14 protein-coding genes are annotated in these 16,928 nt (G+C 67.8%); 6 read left to right on the forward strand and 8 right to left on the reverse strand.

The genetic code is table 11. The annotated features are described in order from the left end of the window. Positions 1-6: 6 nt before the first annotated feature. The gene (locus tag ACO05N_RS00695) at positions 7-1,482 is read right to left on the reverse strand and encodes a leucyl aminopeptidase (protein ID WP_422055284.1); all 1,476 of its coding nucleotides are present in this window, start codon (positions 1,480-1,482) and stop codon (positions 7-9) included. A gap of 176 nt (positions 1,483-1,658) precedes the next feature. Between ACO05N_RS00695 and ACO05N_RS00700 the strand changes: the two genes are divergently transcribed. The 5 genes from ACO05N_RS00700 (at position 1,659) to ACO05N_RS00720 (ending at position 7,775) form a co-directional block, all read left to right on the forward strand. Continuing rightward, on the forward strand, positions 1,659-3,917 hold the full coding sequence (locus ACO05N_RS00700) for an LPS-assembly protein LptD (RefSeq protein ID WP_422055285.1): 2,259 nt from the start codon (positions 1,659-1,661) through the stop codon (positions 3,915-3,917). Between the two features lie 158 nt (positions 3,918-4,075). Next, complete coding sequence (locus ACO05N_RS00705; RefSeq protein WP_422055286.1) at positions 4,076-5,419, forward strand: peptidylprolyl isomerase; 1,344 nt, start codon at positions 4,076-4,078, stop codon at positions 5,417-5,419. 3 nt (positions 5,420-5,422) lie between these two features. After that, a complete protein-coding gene (gene pdxA / locus ACO05N_RS00710; RefSeq protein WP_422055287.1) occupies positions 5,423-6,445 on the forward strand; it encodes a 4-hydroxythreonine-4-phosphate dehydrogenase PdxA in 1,023 nt (340 codons plus the stop codon). Continuing rightward, positions 6,442-7,257, forward strand: a complete 816-nt coding sequence (gene rsmA / locus ACO05N_RS00715; protein WP_422055288.1) for a 16S rRNA (adenine(1518)-N(6)/adenine(1519)-N(6))-dimethyltransferase RsmA — start codon at positions 6,442-6,444, stop codon at positions 7,255-7,257. The genes pdxA and rsmA overlap by 4 nt, the downstream gene beginning before the upstream one ends. A 68-nt stretch (positions 7,258-7,325) precedes the next feature. Beyond that, positions 7,326-7,775, forward strand: coding sequence for an antibiotic biosynthesis monooxygenase (locus ACO05N_RS00720; RefSeq protein WP_422055289.1), 450 nt, complete (start codon positions 7,326-7,328; stop codon positions 7,773-7,775). Here the strand turns inward: ACO05N_RS00720 and ACO05N_RS00725 are convergent. The 6 genes from ACO05N_RS00725 to guaB all read right to left on the reverse strand — a co-directional run bounded on the left by ACO05N_RS00725 (position 7,772) and on the right by guaB (position 15,199). Then, positions 7,772-8,281 (reverse strand): tetratricopeptide repeat protein, encoded by a 510-nt coding sequence (locus tag ACO05N_RS00725; RefSeq protein WP_422055290.1) that lies wholly within the window; start codon positions 8,279-8,281, stop codon positions 7,772-7,774. The two genes, ACO05N_RS00720 and ACO05N_RS00725, sit on opposite strands and share 4 nt — an antisense overlap. Positions 8,282-8,313: 32 nt before the next feature. Further along, on the reverse strand, positions 8,314-9,498 hold the full coding sequence (locus ACO05N_RS00730; RefSeq protein ID WP_422055291.1) for an RsmB/NOP family class I SAM-dependent RNA methyltransferase: 1,185 nt from the start codon (positions 9,496-9,498) through the stop codon (positions 8,314-8,316). Positions 9,499-9,552: 54 nt separating this feature from the next. After that, entirely contained in the window at positions 9,553-10,083 is a 531-nt protein-coding gene (locus ACO05N_RS00735) for a hypothetical protein (protein ID WP_422055292.1), read from the reverse strand. Positions 10,084-10,104: 21 nt separating this feature from the next. After that, a complete protein-coding gene (locus ACO05N_RS00740; protein WP_422055293.1) occupies positions 10,105-10,917 on the reverse strand; it encodes a hypothetical protein in 813 nt (270 codons plus the stop codon). A gap of 86 nt (positions 10,918-11,003) precedes the next feature. Then, positions 11,004-13,622 (reverse strand): PAS domain S-box protein, encoded by a 2,619-nt coding sequence (locus ACO05N_RS00745; RefSeq protein ID WP_422055294.1) that lies wholly within the window; start codon positions 13,620-13,622, stop codon positions 11,004-11,006. 119 nt (positions 13,623-13,741) lie between these two features. Next, complete coding sequence (gene guaB / locus ACO05N_RS00750; protein ID WP_422055295.1) at positions 13,742-15,199, reverse strand: IMP dehydrogenase; 1,458 nt, start codon at positions 15,197-15,199, stop codon at positions 13,742-13,744. Between the two features lie 189 nt (positions 15,200-15,388). On the opposite strand from guaB, the gene ACO05N_RS00755 reads away from it, so the two are divergent. Then, complete coding sequence (locus tag ACO05N_RS00755) at positions 15,389-16,030, forward strand: hypothetical protein (protein WP_422055296.1); 642 nt, start codon at positions 15,389-15,391, stop codon at positions 16,028-16,030. Between the two features lie 48 nt (positions 16,031-16,078). On the opposite strand, the gene ACO05N_RS00760 is transcribed toward ACO05N_RS00755, so the two are convergent. Next, the gene (locus ACO05N_RS00760) at positions 16,079-16,903 is read right to left on the reverse strand and encodes an HpcH/HpaI aldolase/citrate lyase family protein (protein WP_422055297.1); all 825 of its coding nucleotides are present in this window, start codon (positions 16,901-16,903) and stop codon (positions 16,079-16,081) included. Positions 16,904-16,928: the final 25 nt, after the last annotated feature.

A 16,928-nucleotide genomic window follows, 5' to 3' on the forward strand; every position in this document is an offset into this window, starting at 1 on the left:
ACCCGATCACCGCTCGAAATTGTCGCGGATATAGCGGTCGAGCAGGCGGACGCCGTAGCCGGTTGCGCCCTTGTCGTAATTCGGGCCGGGCTTGTCAGCCCACACCATACCGGCGATGTCGAGATGCGCCCAGCGCACGCCGGTGTCGACGAAGCGCTGGATGAACTGCGCCGCGGTGATCGACCCGGCGCCGCGCGGGCCGACATTCTTCATGTCCGCGATCGGGCTGTCGATCAGCTTGTTGTAGGCGTCGCCGAGCGGGAAGCGCCACAGAGGATCGCCGGTCGCGCGGCCGGCGGACAGCAGCTCCTCCGCCAACCCGTCGTCGTTCGAGAACAGGCCGCCATGCTCGCTGCCGAGCGCGATGATCATCGCGCCGGTCAGGGTAGCGAGATCGACGATCGTCTTGGGGCCGTGGGTGCGCTGCACCCAGGTGATGGCGTCGCACAGGACGAGGCGGCCCTCGGCGTCGGTGTTGATCACCTCGATCGTCTGGCCCGACATCGAGGTCACGACGTCACCCGGACGCTGCGCATTGCCGTCGGGCATGTTCTCGACCAGGCCGCACACGCCGATCACGTTCGCCTTGGCCTTGCGCAGCGCGAGCGCCTTCATCGCGCCGGCGACGGCACCTGCGCCGCCCATGTCCCACTTCATGTCTTCCATGCCGGCGGCGGGCTTGATCGAGATGCCGCCAGTGTCGAAGGTCACGCCCTTGCCGACCAGCGCGACATCGACGTCGCCCGATCCCTTGCCGTTCCAACGCATCGCGAGCAGGCGGGCCTCACGGCGCGACCCCTGTGCGACACCAAGCAGCGCGCCCATGCCGAGCTTTTCCATGTCGGCGCGGTCGAGCACGGTGATTTCGACGCCCAGATCCGCAAGGTGGCGGCAGCGTTCGACGAAGCTTTCCGGATAGATGATGTTCGGCGGCTCCGACACCAGCGTGCGGGTCAGTTCCATCCCCTTGGTCACCGCGTCGAGGCTTGCCCAGCTTGAGTCGCTGTCGGCGGGGGCGTTGGCGAGGGTGAGCGTGTCGAGCGTCGGCTTCTGCTTGTCGCTGAGCTTGGTGCGATAGACGTCGTGGCGCCAGCTGCGCTGCACCGCGGCCGCGGCGAAGCGCGCGACGGCGCGCGCGGTCGGTGCACCGCCCAGAGCGGCGAAGTCGACCGTCACGGCGGTCACGCCCGAGGTCAGGAAGCGCGCGGTCAGCGATCCACCGGCGCGCTCATAGTCCGCCTCGCTGCCCGAACCGACGCCGAGCAGCACCACCCGGTTCGCCGCTTCGCCACCGGGGACGAAGATTTCGGCGATGCCGCCCGCCTCACCCTCGAACCGACCCGCCCGGGCCGCGCCGCGCACCAGTGCCAGCGTCGCATCGTCCAGCGTGCCTGCGGGCATGCGATCCAGCCCGTCCTTTTCGATCGGGAGCGCGAGCACTGCGGTATCGGCGGGGCGGGTGGCAGAAAAAATGACCTGCATGAAGCTTCCTGTTCCTGTGGGCGTTAGCGGTTCGGATGGGCCGCGATTCACGCCTATCTAGGCGCGGCACCCGAGCGGGGCAACGTCGGGCGATTGCGAAGCGGGCCGTGCGGTGCGATAGGGCTGCTTCGGCCCTGCGCGGGGCGAGTGTTGGTTCAAAGGGGTTTTCGAGAAACGTGACGCGCAAGGCTCTGTTGCTCGCCGGGGTCGTCCCGCTGGCCCTGTGTCTGGTCCCCGGGGCCGGCGCGACCGGCGTTCAGGACCTGCAGGACCGCGCGGTCGAACCGCCGCCGCCGTCCGAAACCCCGCTGCCCGACGATCCCGACCAGATCCAGTTTTCCGCCGATCTGGCCGAATATGATTCGAACGGCGATGTCGTCACGGTGAGCGGCGATGTGCGCCTGTTCCGCGACGGCAACCGGCTGCGCGCCGACAAGGTGATCTGGAACCGCAAGACCGGGCAGGTGGTGGCGAACGGCAATATCGCGGTCACCAATCCCGAGGGCGACACCGCCTATGGGGACCGGATCGAGCTGACCGATTCGCTGAAGGACGGCGCGATCGAGAACATGCTCGTCGTGCTGGAGCAGGGCGGGCGCATCGCTGCGGAGCGCGGGACGCGTGAGGCCGGGGGCGTGATCCGGGTCGATCGCGCCGCCTATACCCCCTGCGCCGTGGTCGATTCGGGCAATTGCCCCAAGGAGCCGTCGTGGAAGATCACTGCGGTCCGCGTCGTCTATGATCCGGCGACCCAGCGCATCCGCTACACCGGCGCGCGCGTGTCGCTGTTCGGCATCGCCAGCCTGCCGCTGCCGGTATTTTCCCATTCGGTGGGCGACGGCAATGCCAGCGGCCTGCTCGCGCCCGAGCTGCGCTACGACGCGGTCAACGGGTTCGAGGTCGCCCTGCCCTATTATTTCAGCCTGGCGCCCAATCGCGACCTGACGCTGACCCCGCACATCTTCACCGATGCGCTGCCGATGATCCAGGCGCAATACCGCCATCTGCTCGACAAGGGCGCGTTCAGCGTCACCGCCTATGGCACCTATAGCCGGCGCAGCGATGATTTCATTTCGCCCAGCCCCACCGTGTCGAGCGAGAATGCATTTCGCGGCTATATCGACGCGGTCGGCCGGTACCAGTTCGACGAAAACTGGAGCACGAGCGGATCGGTCCGGCTGGCGAGCGACCGGACCTTCCTGCGCCGCTACGATATTTCCAGCGACGACCGGCTGCGCAACAACCTGCGCGTCGAGCGGATCGACCGCGATTCCTATTTCTCGATCAACGGCTGGTTCGTCCAGACGCTGCGCCCGACCGAAAGCCAGGGGTTGCAGCCTGTGGCGCTGCCCGAGATCGACTATCGACTGCGCTTTGGCCAGGACCTGATCGCCGGCGGGCGGTTCGAGCTGCAGGCCAACAGCCTGGCGATCGGGCGCAACGCGGGACAGGATACGCAGCGCGCCTTTGCCTCGCTGCGCTACGACCTGCGCAAGCTGACCGCCTGGGGGCAGGAGGTGACGCTGACCGCCTATGGCCGCGGCGACCTGTACAACACCCAGCAGACCGCCGCGACCAGCGTGGTGAGCTATCGCGGGCTGGAGGGCTTTCGCGGGCGCGCGATCGGTGCGCTCGCGCTGGACGTCAAATGGCCGCTGATCGGGGACGCGTTCGGCGGCACGCAGCGGATCACGCCGCGCTTCCAGATCGTCGCCGCGCCGCGCATCGAGAATATCGACGTGCCGAACGAGGACGCCCGATCGGTCGATCTCGAGGATTCGAACCTCTTCGCGCTCAACCGCTTCCCGGGTTACGACCGGTTCGAGGATTCGACGCGCTTCACGTTCGGCGTCGACTATGCGCTGTACCTGCCGGGCATTTCGGTCGAGGCGAATGTGGGGCAGAGCTATCGCCTGAATGCGCGCCCCACGATCCTGCCGAGCGGGACCGGCCTCGACGACCGGCTGTCGGACATCGTCGGGCGGACGGTGGTGCGGTATCGCGACTTCGTGTCGTTCACGCACCGCTATCGCGTGGACAAGGACAATTTCGCCGTGCGCCGCAACGAGATCGACGCGACCGTCGGATCGCGCACCACGTTCGTCACGCTTGGCTATTTGCGGCTCAACCGCAACATCCCCTTCGCGCTGGAAGATCTGCAGGACCGCGAGGAAGCGCGGATCGGCGCGCGCGTCCAGATTTCCCGCTTCTGGTCGGCATTCGGATCGGCGGTGGTCGACCTGACCGATGGCGAGGAAGACCCGGCCTCGCTCGCCGACGGGTTCGAGCCGGTGCGCCACCGGCTGGGCGTCGAATATGAGGACGATTGCATCCGTGTCGGCCTGACCTGGAAGCGCGATTACCAGACCACGGGCGATGCGCGGCGCGGCAATTCCTACCTGTTTACACTGGCGCTGAAGAATCTGGGGCGTTGAAGATTCGCTAAGTCTTCCCCGCGAGGGGAGGATCAGGGTGCGCCCAATCATGACCATTGCGGCGATAGATTACAGGCCGTAAGCCCCAGTTCAGGCACAATTGGCTAGTAAGACGGCCTCGATCACGAAAATCGAACAGGTTTCAGGCACAGGTGAAGATGACGAAAGTCGCGCGTTTCGGCCGGATTGCGGCCCTTGTTCTGGGTATTGCGGGCAGCACGGCCATTGCGGCGCAAACCGTCGATGACGGGGCCGTACCATCCACGGCGAACCTCAATCTGCCGGAAAATCTGCAGCTGTTCGGCAAGGCAGATCCCAATGTGCGCAAGCCCACGGCCATCGTGAACGGCTATGTGCTGACCCGGACCGATGTCGATCATCGCGTCAACCTGGCGATCGCGCTCAACCAGTGGAAGCTCTCCGACGCGGAAAAGGATCAGCTGCGCATGCAGGTGCTGCGCCTGTTGATCGACGAGACGATCCAGATACAGCACGCCAAGGCGGAAAATGTGTCGATCGCCGCCGAGCAGATCGAGCGCAGCTTTGCCGGCATTGCGCGCCGCTATGGTCGCTCGCCCGATCAGATGCGCGCATGGCTGAAGGACGTGGGATCGTCGGAACGCTCGTTCCGCCGCCAGATCGAAGGCGAGCTGGCATGGCAGGCGGTGATCCGCCGCAGCGTCGGCCCGTTCATCAACGTCGGCGATTATGAAATCCAGCAGATCATCGACACGATCGAAGCGTCGAAGGGCACCAACGAATATCACCTGCGCGAGATCTATCTCTCGGCCCCGCCGGAGCGCGCGGGCGAAGTGTTCCAGGGCATGCAGCAGATGATCCAGCAGATGCAGCAGGGTCGCCCGTTCGAATATTTCGCGCAGTTCACCGAAGCGACGACCAAATCGACCGGCGGCGATCTGGGCTGGGTCCGCACCGAAATGCTTCCTGCATCCCTGGCGCAGGCGGCGCAGCAGATGCAGGTCGGCCAGGTTGCGGGCCCGATTGAGGTGCCGGGCGGCTTTTCGATCCTGTATCTCGTCGACAAGCGGCAGGTCGGCATGCCCGATCCGCGCGACGCGAAGCTGAGCCTGCGCCAGCTGACCGTCAAATTCCCGGCCGGCATCACTCAGGCGCAGGCGACCGCCAAGGTCGCCGAATTCGCCGCGGTGCTGAAATCCACCAATGGCTGTGGCGCGGTCGGCAAGGCGGCCGAGACGCTGGGTGCCGATGTCATCGACAATGATTCGGTGGTCGCGCGCGACCTGCCGCCGCAGTTGCAGGACCTGATTCTCGGGCTGCAGGTCGGACAGGCGACTCCGCCCTTCGGATCACCGTCCGAGGGCATCCGCGCTCTGGTGCTGTGCGGGCGCGACGATCCCAAGACTGCCGCCGGGCCATCGCCCGACGCGATCCGCAACGGGCTGGAAGAGCGCCGCACCAATCTGCGCGCTACACGGCTGCTCAAGGATCTGCGCCGCGACGCGATCGTCGAGTATCGCTGAGCCGTGAGCGGCGCGCTGCGTCCGCTCGCGATCGCGATGGGCGATCCGGCAGGGATCGGCCCGGAGATCATCGGCAAGGCGTGGCACGCCCGCGAGTTGCATGCGCTTGCCCCGTTCTTCGCGGTCGGTGAGCCCGGCGCGATCGCGGCGGTGTGGGACGGGCCGGTGGCGCGGATCGGCAGCCCCGACGAGGCACGCGGCGCGTTTGACGCCGCGCTGCCGGTGCTGCCGGTCGATTGCTCTGCCGCCGTCCAGCCGGGGGTTCCCGACGTCGCGGGGGCGCGCTGCGCGCTGAGCAGCCTGGAGCTGGCGACGGGGCTGGCGCGATCGGGCACAGCGGGCGGTCTGGTCACCGGGCCGGTGTCGAAGGCGCAGCTCTACGCCATTGGCTTCACCCATCCGGGGCAGACCGAATTCGTCGCCGAACGCTGTGGCGTGGCGCCGGAAAATGCCGTGATGATGCTGGCCGGGCCGACGCTGCGCGTGGTGCCGGTGACGACGCACATCGCGCTGAGCGCGGTGGCGCCGACGATCACGATCCCCTTGATCCTGGCCAAGGCACGGGCAACTGCACGCGGCCTTGCCCGCAATTTCGGGATCAGCGCGCCCCGCCTGGCCTTTGCCGGGCTCAACCCGCATGCGGGCGAGGGCGGCGCGATCGGGCGCGAGGAGATCGACCTGCTGATCCCGGCGATCGAACAGCTGCGCGCCGAGGGGATCGACGCGACCGGGCCGTTTGCCGGCGACACGATGTTCCATGCGCGGGCGCGCGCGACCTATGATGCCGCGATCTGCCTGTACCACGATCAGGCGCTGATCCCGCTCAAGACGCTGCATTTCGACGAGGGAGTCAATCTGACGCTTGGCCTGCCGATCGTGCGCACCTCGCCCGATCATGGCACCGCGTTCGGCATCGCGGGCAAGGACATGGCCGAGCCGGGCGCGATGATCGCAGCGATCCGCATGGCGGCGCAGGCGGCGGAGCATCGCGCCGCCTATGACGCCGAACAGGTCGCGCCCGCGTGACCAAGCTGCCGCCGCTGCGTGAGGTGATTGCGAAACACGGGCTCTCCGCCAGCAAGGCGTTGGGCCAGAATTTCCTGTTCGATTCGCAATTGCTCGACCGAATCGCGCGGGTGCCCGGCGATCTCAACGGCGCCGAGGTGTTCGAGGTCGGCCCGGGGCCGGGCGGCCTCACGCGCGCGCTGCTGGGTGCCGGCGCGCAGGTCACGGCGGTCGAGCGCGACCGGCGCTGTATCCCCGCGCTGGAGGAACTGGGCGAAGCGTTTCCGGGACAGCTCAAGGTGATCGAGGGCGATGCGCTGGAGGTCGATGCCCCGGCGCTGTTTTCGGGCAAGCCGCATATCGCGTCGAACCTGCCGTACAATGTCGGCACGGCGTTGCTGGTCGGCTGGCTGTCCGCCGAGTGGGAGCCGTGGTGGGCGAGCCTGACCCTGATGTTCCAGAAGGAAGTGGCCGAGCGCATCGTCGCAACCACCGACAGCGATCATTATGGCCGCCTCGCCGTGCTCGCCCAGTGGCGCAGCAGCGCGCGGATCGCGATGCCGGTCCACCGCAGCGCGTTCACCCCGCCGCCCAAGGTGATGTCGGCGGTGGTGCATATCGTGCCCGGCGACGAACCGCCGGGGGTGAAGTTCAAGGTGCTGGAGAAGCTGACCGCCGCCGCCTTCGGCCAGCGGCGCAAGATGCTGCGGCAGAGTTTGAAGGCGGTTCCGGGCGCGGTCGAAGCGGCCGAGGCACTCGGGATCGATCCGACGCGACGCGCCGAGACAGTGAGCGTCGCGGAGTTTGTCGCGCTGGCACGCGCATTGTCCTAAAAGGGCGATGCTCCCGGCGACGAAGCCTGAAGCGGATCGGGCGGCGACGCGGGCTTCCCGGAGGCACTATGGTTTTCGTGAGTATCACCCGGCTGCGCATTCGATCGTGGCGGTTCATGCCGGGTTTCGCGATCGCGGCGCTACGCACCCGCGCTCAGGTCGGCCGCGCCGAGGGGTTTCTGACGGGATCGCTGCTCCCCGATCGCGAACGCACCTTCTGGACGATGACCTTATGGCGAGATCAGGCCGCCATGCGACGCTATATGACGAGCGGAGCGCATCTGAAGGCGATGCCGAAGCTGATGCTCTGGTGCGACGAGGCGAGCATCGTGCACTGGGAACAGGATGATGCGGTGGCGCCCGACTGGACCGAGGCGGACCGGCGCATGCGCGCCGAGGGGAGACCATCAAAGGTCGGTCGGCCTTCCAGTCGCCATCACGATCTGAGCTATGCCGCGCCGCGAACGAGCGGCGCCGTGGCGATGCCCGCCACGGACGCGGAATCGGGACGCGATTAGTTCTTCTTTTCCTCGTCCGGCTTGGCTGCCGGAACCACCTGCGCCGTGGCGGTAGCCGGCGGCCCCTTGGCGATCGCGGCGGCCAGCTGCGTCGCCTCGGCGCAATTGCCGCACAGCGTCTTCAGCCGCGCGAGATTCTCCCGGGCGCGTTCGACCGCGCCCTTTTGCACCATCGCTTCGCCCTGCCCGCGCAATGCCGCCTGGTCGTTCGGCTCGAGCGTCAGCGCTTCGCGGTAGAAGCGGATCGCCTTGCCCGGCAAGCCCTGCGCGCGGGCGATTTCGGCCAGCACCAGATAGGCGGCGCGGTTACGCGGATCGACCGCGAGCGCGCTTTCGATCAGGCCATTGGCGGTGTCGAGATCACCGGCGGCGCGCGCCGTCTTTCCGCGATCGAGCAATGCGACCGAGCGCGCGTCGATCTGGTCGTCGGCACGCTGGGCGTTGAGCGAAGTCGAAACGCTGAGCAGCGTGAGAGCTGCGGCGGCCGACACGAGCGAGATACGCATGACAGTCTCCGGACGTGGAATGGATAGGGCTATCATGCGCGCACCAGCCGCGCGACAAAAAAGCCGTCGGTCGCATCGCTGAGCGGGGTGAGGCGCATGCCGGGTCCATGCGGCGTGCCGAGCGGGAGCGCAAGCGGCTCTGCACGGAAGGCGGGATTGCGCGCAAGGAACGCCGTCACCTGATCCGCCCCCTCCGCATCGAGCAGCGAGCAGACGATATGGATCAGCGCGCCGCCGGGGCGGACCAGCGCCGCGCCGACATCCAGCAACCGCGCCTGCGTCTCCACCAGCCGCGCGAGCCGCGCCGGGGTGAGCCGCCAGCGCGCCTCCGGATTGCGGCGCCACGTGCCGGTGCCGGAACACGGCGCGTCGATCAGCACGACGTCCGCGCTGTCGGCCCAGTCGGTCAGCGCATCCGCCTCCCGGTTCGGGTTGAGCAGGCGGGTTTCGACGATCTCCACCCCTGCCCGCTGCGCGCGTGGGGCGAGGCGCGACAGGCGGGCGCGGTCGCTGTCGGTGGCGAGGATCGCCCCCTCCCCCGCCATCGCCGCGGCGAGCGCGAGCGTCTTGCCGCCCCCGCCCGCGCACAGATCGACCACGCGCATGCCCGGCGCCGCGGCCGCGGCGAGCGTCACGGCTTGGCTGCCCGCATCCTGCACCTCGAACCAGCCCGCATCATAGGCGTCGCTCTTGTCCACCGGCGTGTCGGCGGACAGGCGCAGCGCGAGATCGAGACCGGGGATCGGCGCGGAGTCCGGGAAAATGGCGGCGAGCTGGTCGCGGTCGGCCCGCAACGGGTTGACGCGCAGGTCGAGCGGGGCCCGGTCGAGCAACGCTGCTGCCTGTTCGCCATCGACGCCCGAGGCGACGAGCGCGTCGATCAGCCAGGCGGGAGCGATGCCGTGAACGGCGGCAGGCTCACCGGGCTTGATCGGAGCAGGGCCATAGGGCGAGCCATCGAAGGTCGCGGCAAGATCAGGATCGCGCGCGGCGAGCGCGAGCAGCGCGGCGCGGCCACTCGCCGGAACTTCGCCGCTCAGACGGATCGCGTCGTAGACGAGCCCGCGGATCGCACGCCGGTCCTTCGACCCGGCATAGCGGCGCGCGGCGAGTTCGCGCGCGATCAGCACGTCTGCCGACGCACCCCCTTCGCGCGCGGCGGCGATGATCGTGTCGAGCAGTTCGATGGCAGTGCGGGTCCGCGCAGCAGGTGTCATGGCGTTCTCATAAGGACGGTTTCAGCAAAGCTGAAACAGTAGCGGCACCGGCCCTTAGGGAATCGACAGCGGTTCAGCGAGGGTCTGGGGGAATGCGCGGATGATCGCCGGGGCAAGCTTGGCCGCGAGCGTTGCCGGAACATCGGCGCGGGTGCCTGCGGCCTGAGCCGTGAGCGCACTGCCGCGCCACACGACCGTGTCGTCGGCGCGGCTGATCAGTTCGACCGTCAGCGTGGTGACGATCAGGCCGCGCAGCTGGCGCTTGCCGGAGGGTAGCGTCACGCTGACCCCACCGCCCCAATTGCCGACGCCGCCCGACGCGCCCGGCTCACGCCCGTTCGACGCGACCGCGCCACGCTCGGCACGGGTCACGCCGATCCGCGCAATGTAGCGCCCGCGCGCCTGTGGCGGCAGCGCGGTGAAGCGCGCGTCGAGCAGTGCCTGTTCCACCGCGTCGGCAAAGACCTGACGCACCGCAGCCGGGGTGGCTTCATCCGCCACCGCCTCGACCGTCACGGTTCCGGGGGTCGGCGTCGGGGCGTCCTGAACGCCGGAGGCCAGCAGGGCCAGAGCTGCAATCCACATCATTTCGTTCCTTTCGAGAACCTAGCGTACGCGCGTTGAACCGACTTCGTAATCGATGCGGATCCGCACCCATTCGCCGACCTGATACTGTCCGCGCAGCCGGGGCGGCCGGACGCGAAACTGCCATGCGGCGGCGAGCACGGCGCGCCCGATCTGCGCGCCGTCCGGATATTCGTCGAGCAAGGTACAGCTGTCGATGCGATAATCGGCCACCGTGCGGCACGCGATCAGCGCCCAGCCGGGCGGGCGCGCGGTCGACAGATAGCCGCGCAGCTCGCTGTCATAGGGTTCGCGGAACCAGGACGCGGCATAGAGCGGCTCGCCATTGGGGCCACGCCCTTCGACGCGGCGCGAGTCTCCCGGGTCGGGCCCAGGCGCGGGAGGACCGGCGACACGGCGCGCGGGGGCCGCGGGACCGGCAGCCGGGCGACGCGGCAGGGTGGAGATGTCGGGCATGCGGCTGAGCGGAATGTCGAGCAGCACGGGCGGCTCTGGCACAGGATCGGCGACCACCGGGTCCGGCGTCGGCGGCACTTCAGCGTCGCGCGGCTGCGCGCGTGCACTGGGCCGGGGTTCGGCCGCGGCGGGGCGGGCATCGGATGGCGGTTCGGGCGCGGATTCGGGTTCGGGGCTGACGCCAAAGGTCTTCAGCGGGACCGTTTTGTCCGGTGGCGAGAGGATCTTGGGCGCGATGGTGAGCAGGAGCAGCGCCAGCAGCAGTTCGACCAGCAGCGCCAGTGCAATCGCTACCGCGCGGGTGCCGAACCGCTCGCGCAGTTGCGCCAGCGGCGTGCGTGATGCTTCGGGCGGGGGCGGGACAGCGATACTCGACAAGGCGGGGTCGGATTGCCCGCGCATTGCGTCGAAATGATGTCAGGCCGTCACCGCTCCCTTGCAGGGAGAGGAAGGCGCGATGCCCCTTACACCCGCTGCAGCATCGCATCCGACACGGCGCGTTCCAGGTCGGCCTGAGTGAAGGGCTTGTTGAGACGCAGCAGGTGCGCGGCGGCGGCGGCGGGGGTTTCGCCATAGCCGGTGGCGAGGATGATCGGAAGCTCGGAACGCCGTTCGCGGACCTGGGCGATCAGTTCGGTTCCGGTCATGCCGGGCATCGCCTGATCGGTTATCAGCAGCGCGATATCCTCCCGTGCCACAAGCTGCTCGAGCGCGGCGGCGCCGGAATCGGCTTCGATCGCCCTGTGCCCAAGGTCGGTGAGCAGATCGGCGGTATTCATCAACACCAGTGGATCGTCATCCACCACCAGCACGACGAGCGACCGGGTGGCGGCGCGGCCCATGACGCTGCGCGGCGTGGCCACCGCCGTGCGCGCGCGGTCCCCCGCGACCGGCAGCCAGATATGCGCCGCCGTGCCCTTGCCCGGCTCGCTCTCCAATTCCAGCATCCCGCCATTCTGCCGGGCAAAACCGTGGATCATCGACAGGCCGAGGCCAGTGCCCTTGCCCACCCCCTTGGTCGTGAAGAACGGCTCGGTCGCGCGGGCCAGCGTCGCGGCATCCATGCCGCTCCCCTCGTCGCGCACCGTCATGCGGACATACTGACCCGAGGTCAGGCCGCGCACTTCGCCAACCACTTCACGCTCGACACCGCGGATCCAGATGCGACCGCCATCGGGCATCGCATCGCGGGCATTCACCGCCAGATTGACCAGCGCCATTTCGAGCTGGTTGGCGTCGGCAGAGACCGCGGGCAGTTGATCGGGGAAATCGACCTCGATCCGCCACGACGGGCCGATCGTCCGTTCCAGCAGGCCGCGCATGTCGGCGACCAGTGCCGGGACGTCGATCCGTTCGGTCTTGAGCTCCTGTCGCCGGGCAAAGGCGAGCATCCGCTGAGTCAGCGCCGCGCCGCGATCGGCCGCCTGCATCGAATTGTCGATCAGGCGGGTGATCTGCGCATCGCCCTCCGGCAGGCGCTTGCGCAGCAGGGTCAGGCCGCTGATGATCGCCATCAGCAGATTGTTGAAGTCATGCGCGACCCCGCCGGTGAGCTGGCCGATCGCCTCGATCTTCTGGCTCTGGAACAGCGCCTCGCGCGCGACTTCCAACTCGCGCTGCGCCTCCTCGCGTTCGGTGATGTCACGGGTGATCTTGGCAAAGCCGATCAGCTTGCCGTCATCGTCATGGATCGCGTCGAGCACCACACTGGCGCGGAAGCGCACGCCGCCCTTGCGCATCCGCCAGCCTTCGGCGGCGAAGCGCCCCTGGCGGCGCGCGGTTTCAAGGGCGCGCTGCGGTTCCCCGGCGGCGCGATCCTCTTCGGGATAGAAGGTCGAGAAATGCGCTCCCATGATCTCGTCCGGCGTATAGCCCTTGATCCGCTGCGCCCCGGCATTCCAGCTGGCGACCACCCCGTCGGGATTGAGCATGTAGATCGCATAGTCGGTCACGCCCTGCACCAGCAGGCGGAACTGGGTGCGGCTCTGCTCCAGCGCGGCGGCACGTTCGTTGGCACGGGTTTCCAGTTCGGCGTTCAGCTGGCGCAGCTGTTCGGCGGTCCGGCGCAGCTCCGCTTCGGCAGCCGTGCGCGCGACATGTGCCCAGCTGCGGTCGGTGACCTCACGGATCAGCGCGATCTCGTCCGGGGTCCAGACATGCGGCTCGGCATGATGCGCCGCCATCAGCGCGATCAGCCGCCCGTCCCGGACCAGCGGCATGCAGCAGGTGGCGGCGATGCCGATCGCCTGAAACGTCGCCGCTTCATGCGCCGGTAGCTCCATCGCATTGTCGTCGAGGATTAGCGGGCGCCCGGCGTTGAGCTCGCGCACCGCCTGCTCGCCGAATGCGGCCAAGCTGTAATGGCCGACGATCGAGCGCGACCCCGGCTTCGCCCAGTCACCGCGGACGGTGAAGCCGTCGCCATCGGCATCCATATCGGCATAGGCGCAGTTGGATGCCCCGAGCTTATCGGCGAGCCTGCGCGTGGTGTTCGCAAGAATCTCCGACGGATCGGTCGCGCCGCCGGTTTCGCGGTCGAGAATGTCCAGAAAGCGTAGCCGTGCCTCGCTCTCGCGCAGCGCCTGCTCGCTCCTGACCGATTCGGTGGTTTCGACCACCACGGCCATGACCCCGGCCGGATGCCCGTCATCCTCGAACACCGGCGAATAATCGAGGTCGAGCCAGCAATCCTCGAACGTACCCGTGCGGTTGAGCTTCAGCTTGTGATTGCGATAGGCGAGCGTCCCGCCTGCCAGGCCGACGCGCATCACATGCGCGTTGAGGTCGGCGACTTCGGGCCAGGCCTCCAGCACCTTCATGCCGAGCAGCCCGGGATGGCGCTCGCCGGCAAAGACCGAATAGCCGTCATTGTAAATGAGGTGGCCATCCTCGCCCCACAGCATGACCAGCGGCACGGGCGAGTTTACGAGAAATGCGACGATGCTGCGCAGGCTCTGCGACCAGGCGTCGATCGGCCCGGCACTGGTTGACGACCAATCGAAGGCGGCGATGCGCGCGCCCATCTCTCCGCCATTCGCCAGAAAAGCCGGGACGTCCGCCACCCGTGTCGCGCTGGATTCCACGATTGCTCCGTCATTCCCCCAGGTGATGCACATGCATCGGCCCGGAGCAGTCAACGCGCACGCGAAACGATCGGTTCCAGTCCCGCTAAATTTCTGAGATTGCGCGGTTTAGGCGGGGATCAGCGCGTCGGGTAGTTGGGAGCTTCGCGCGTGATCGTCACGTCATGGACATGGCTTTCGCGCAGGCCGGCATTGGTGATCCGGACAAACTTGCCCTTCTGCTGCAACTCGGGGATCGTTGCCGCGCCGGTATAGCCCATCGCCGCCTTGATGCCGCCGATCAGCTGGTGGATCACGTCCTTGGCCGGGCCCTTGAACGCGACCTGGCCCTCGATCCCCTCGGGGACGAGCTTCAACTGATCCTTGATGTCGCCCTGGAAATAGCGGTCGGCCGAGCCGCGGCCCATCGCGCCGACGCTGCCCATGCCGCGATAGGATTTGTACGCGCGGCCCTGATACAGGAAGGTTTCGCCCGGCGCTTCCTCGGTCCCTGCCAGCAGCGATCCGACCATGCAGGTCGATGCCCCGGCGGCAAGCGCCTTGGCAAGGTCGCCCGAGGTGCGCAGGCCGCCGTCGGCGATCACCGGGACGCCTGATTTGGCGGCTTCGTTGGCGGCGTCCATCACGGCGGTCAGCTGCGGCACGCCGACGCCTGCGACCACGCGGGTGGTGCAGATCGATCCCGGGCCGATGCCGACCTTCACCCCGTCCGCGCCCGCGTCGATCAGCGCGCGCGTGGCGGCGGCGGTCGCGACGTTGCCGGCGACGACCTGGACGCGGTTCGACAGCTTCTTCACCCGCTCCACAGCGCGCGCGACGTCCTTGTTATGGCCGTGCGCGGTGTCGATGACGATCAGGTCGACTTCGGCGTCGACCAGCGCCTCGGTGCGCTCGAAGCCCTTGTCGCCAACGGTGGTCGCGGCGGCAACGCACAGGCGGCCCGCGCCATCCTTGGTCGCGTTGGGATAGTTCACCGCCTTTTCGATGTCCTTGACGGTGATCAGCCCGACGCAGCGATAGTTTTCATCCACCACCAGCAGCTTTTCGATGCGGCGCTGGTGCAGCAGGCGGCGGGCCTCTTCCTGACCCACACCGATCGACACGGTGGCGAGATTGTCGTGCGTCATCAACTCGCTGACCGGCTGGCCGGGATTCTCGGCAAAGCGCACGTCGCGGTTGGTGAGGATGCCGACCAGCTTGCCATCGGCTTCGGTGACCGGAATGCCGCTGATCTTGTGCCGCGTCATCAGCGCCTGCGCCTCGGCGAGCGTTCCGGTTGCACGGATCGTGATCGGGTTGACGACCATGCCGCTTTCGAAGCGCTTGACCTGCCGCACCGCCTCAACCTGCTCATCGATCTCGAGATTGCGGTGGAGGACGCCGAGGCCGCCGAGCTGCGCCATGACGATCGCCATGTCCGCCTCGGTCACCGTGTCCATCGCCGAGGACAGGATCGGGATGTTGAGCGCCAGCGACTTGGTCACGAACGTCCGCGTATCCGCCATGCTCGGCAGCACCTCGCTCTCGCCCGGATAGAGCAGAACGTCGTCGAAGGTGAGGCCGAGCGGGATATCCATGAGGTGCGCCAATGTCCTGAGTCGAAGATTGGCGGCCCATGTAACCGTGCTATGTGACGGGCGCTAGGGGGCTATGGCCGCCATTGACTTAACCGTCGTCCAGACCAAAGTGGCAAGATGCTTGCCGCCCTGCTCTCCCTCACGCTGACGCCCCAAACAACTGACGACCCGCTTGCGATCCTTTCATCCATGCCGATCGAGGAGGTACTGGCGATTGGCGGCATACGGCCTGTTCGGCTGCATGAAGTCCAGTGCATCGGAACCGCCCGCTGGATGCGCGCAAATAACTCCGGGGCGCCGCCGCCTGCCGCCCATATTGACACCGCAGCAGCAGAGATAGCGCGCCGCACATCGGCCGAAACCGGGGTGCGCAATATAGCGATCCGGGCGATGTTCGCGGCCTATGGCGGCGAAATCGACGCGCGGATTGCTACCCCAGGGGCGGATCGGGACGCGGTCATCGCAGAGCATGTCGGCCCCTGCACCAGCCTGTTCGCCGCGATCACGCAGGGCGATGCGGCAATGCTGGCCGCGCTTGCCCCTGCCCGGGATCCTGCAGTGGTCGATCCCCAGCTTGCGGCCTGCGCCGCCGCCTATGGCATAGCCGCGAGGGAGGCGACCGGGGATGAGGCAGCCGCGCTGGCAGGCGATGCCGATCGTGCCCGTTCGCTGGCGCTTGATGGAAAACTGGGCGACGCCCGTACACGGGCGGAACGCGCGCTGGCCGAAGCGGAAGCCGAGGATGCGGCCCAGCAATCGGTGGACGCGGAAACGCGAATGGCGCGGCTGGTGCAGTGCCAGATCGTCATCAACCGATCCGCCCGCAAATAGAAGCTGACAGATATTTGCGTCGATCCAGCGAACGACCGGCGGGCTAAGTCATGATCCGCCCGCCCGCGTCAGCAGCGCCTTCGCGCGGTCGACGTGCATCTCCTCGATCATCGCGTCCTTGTAGCGTTCGGCGCCGCCGGTGAATGCCGCGACCAGCGCGCGGGCCTCGTCCAGTTCCGCCTCGGTCGGATCGAATGCGGCGCGGGCGATGTCGATCTGGTTCGGGTGGATCAGCGACTTGCCGTCGAAGCCGAGCAGGCGGCCCTCGGCGCATTCCGCCGCCAGCCCCTCGGGATCGTCGAGGCGGTTGAACACGCCGTCGAGCACCCACAGCTCGCGGGCCCGTGCCGCCAGCACGACCAGCTGCAGCGACAGCGCCATCTGCGCGCGCCCCGCCGCCGGGGGCAGCTTGAGCGATGCGGCAAGATCATTGGTGCCGACGATCAGGCCGGCGAGTTCGACGCCCCAGCCGGTGGTGCTGGCGATCGGGCCGACATTCATCACCCCCGCCGCGGTCTCGATCATCGCCAGCACGGGGCGGTCGGCGTAGAGCGCGGCATAGGTGATCGCCTCCGCCGTCTCAACCTTGGGCAGGATGACATGGGTGGCGGCGGATTTCTTGACGGCCTTAAGGTCGGCCTTCCAGTGGTCGCTGTCCTTGGCGTTGACGCGGACGCCGAACGGGCGGTCGCCAAAACCATCAACCGCCTTCACTGCCTCGCGCGCAGCCTCCTTGTCCTGCGCCTTCACCGCATCCTCGAGGTCGAGGATGACCATGTCAGCTTCCAACCCTTTCGCTTTTTCGATGGCACGGGCATTCGACGCGGGCAGGAACAGCGCGGTGCGCGGCGGGGCGTAAATCGCTTTGCTCATGCCGCCTCTATGCTAGGATCGGATG

It is taken from the genome of Sphingomonas sp. (assembly GCF_965227385.1).
Classification (GTDB): Bacteria; Pseudomonadota; Alphaproteobacteria; order Sphingomonadales; family Sphingomonadaceae; genus Sphingomonas.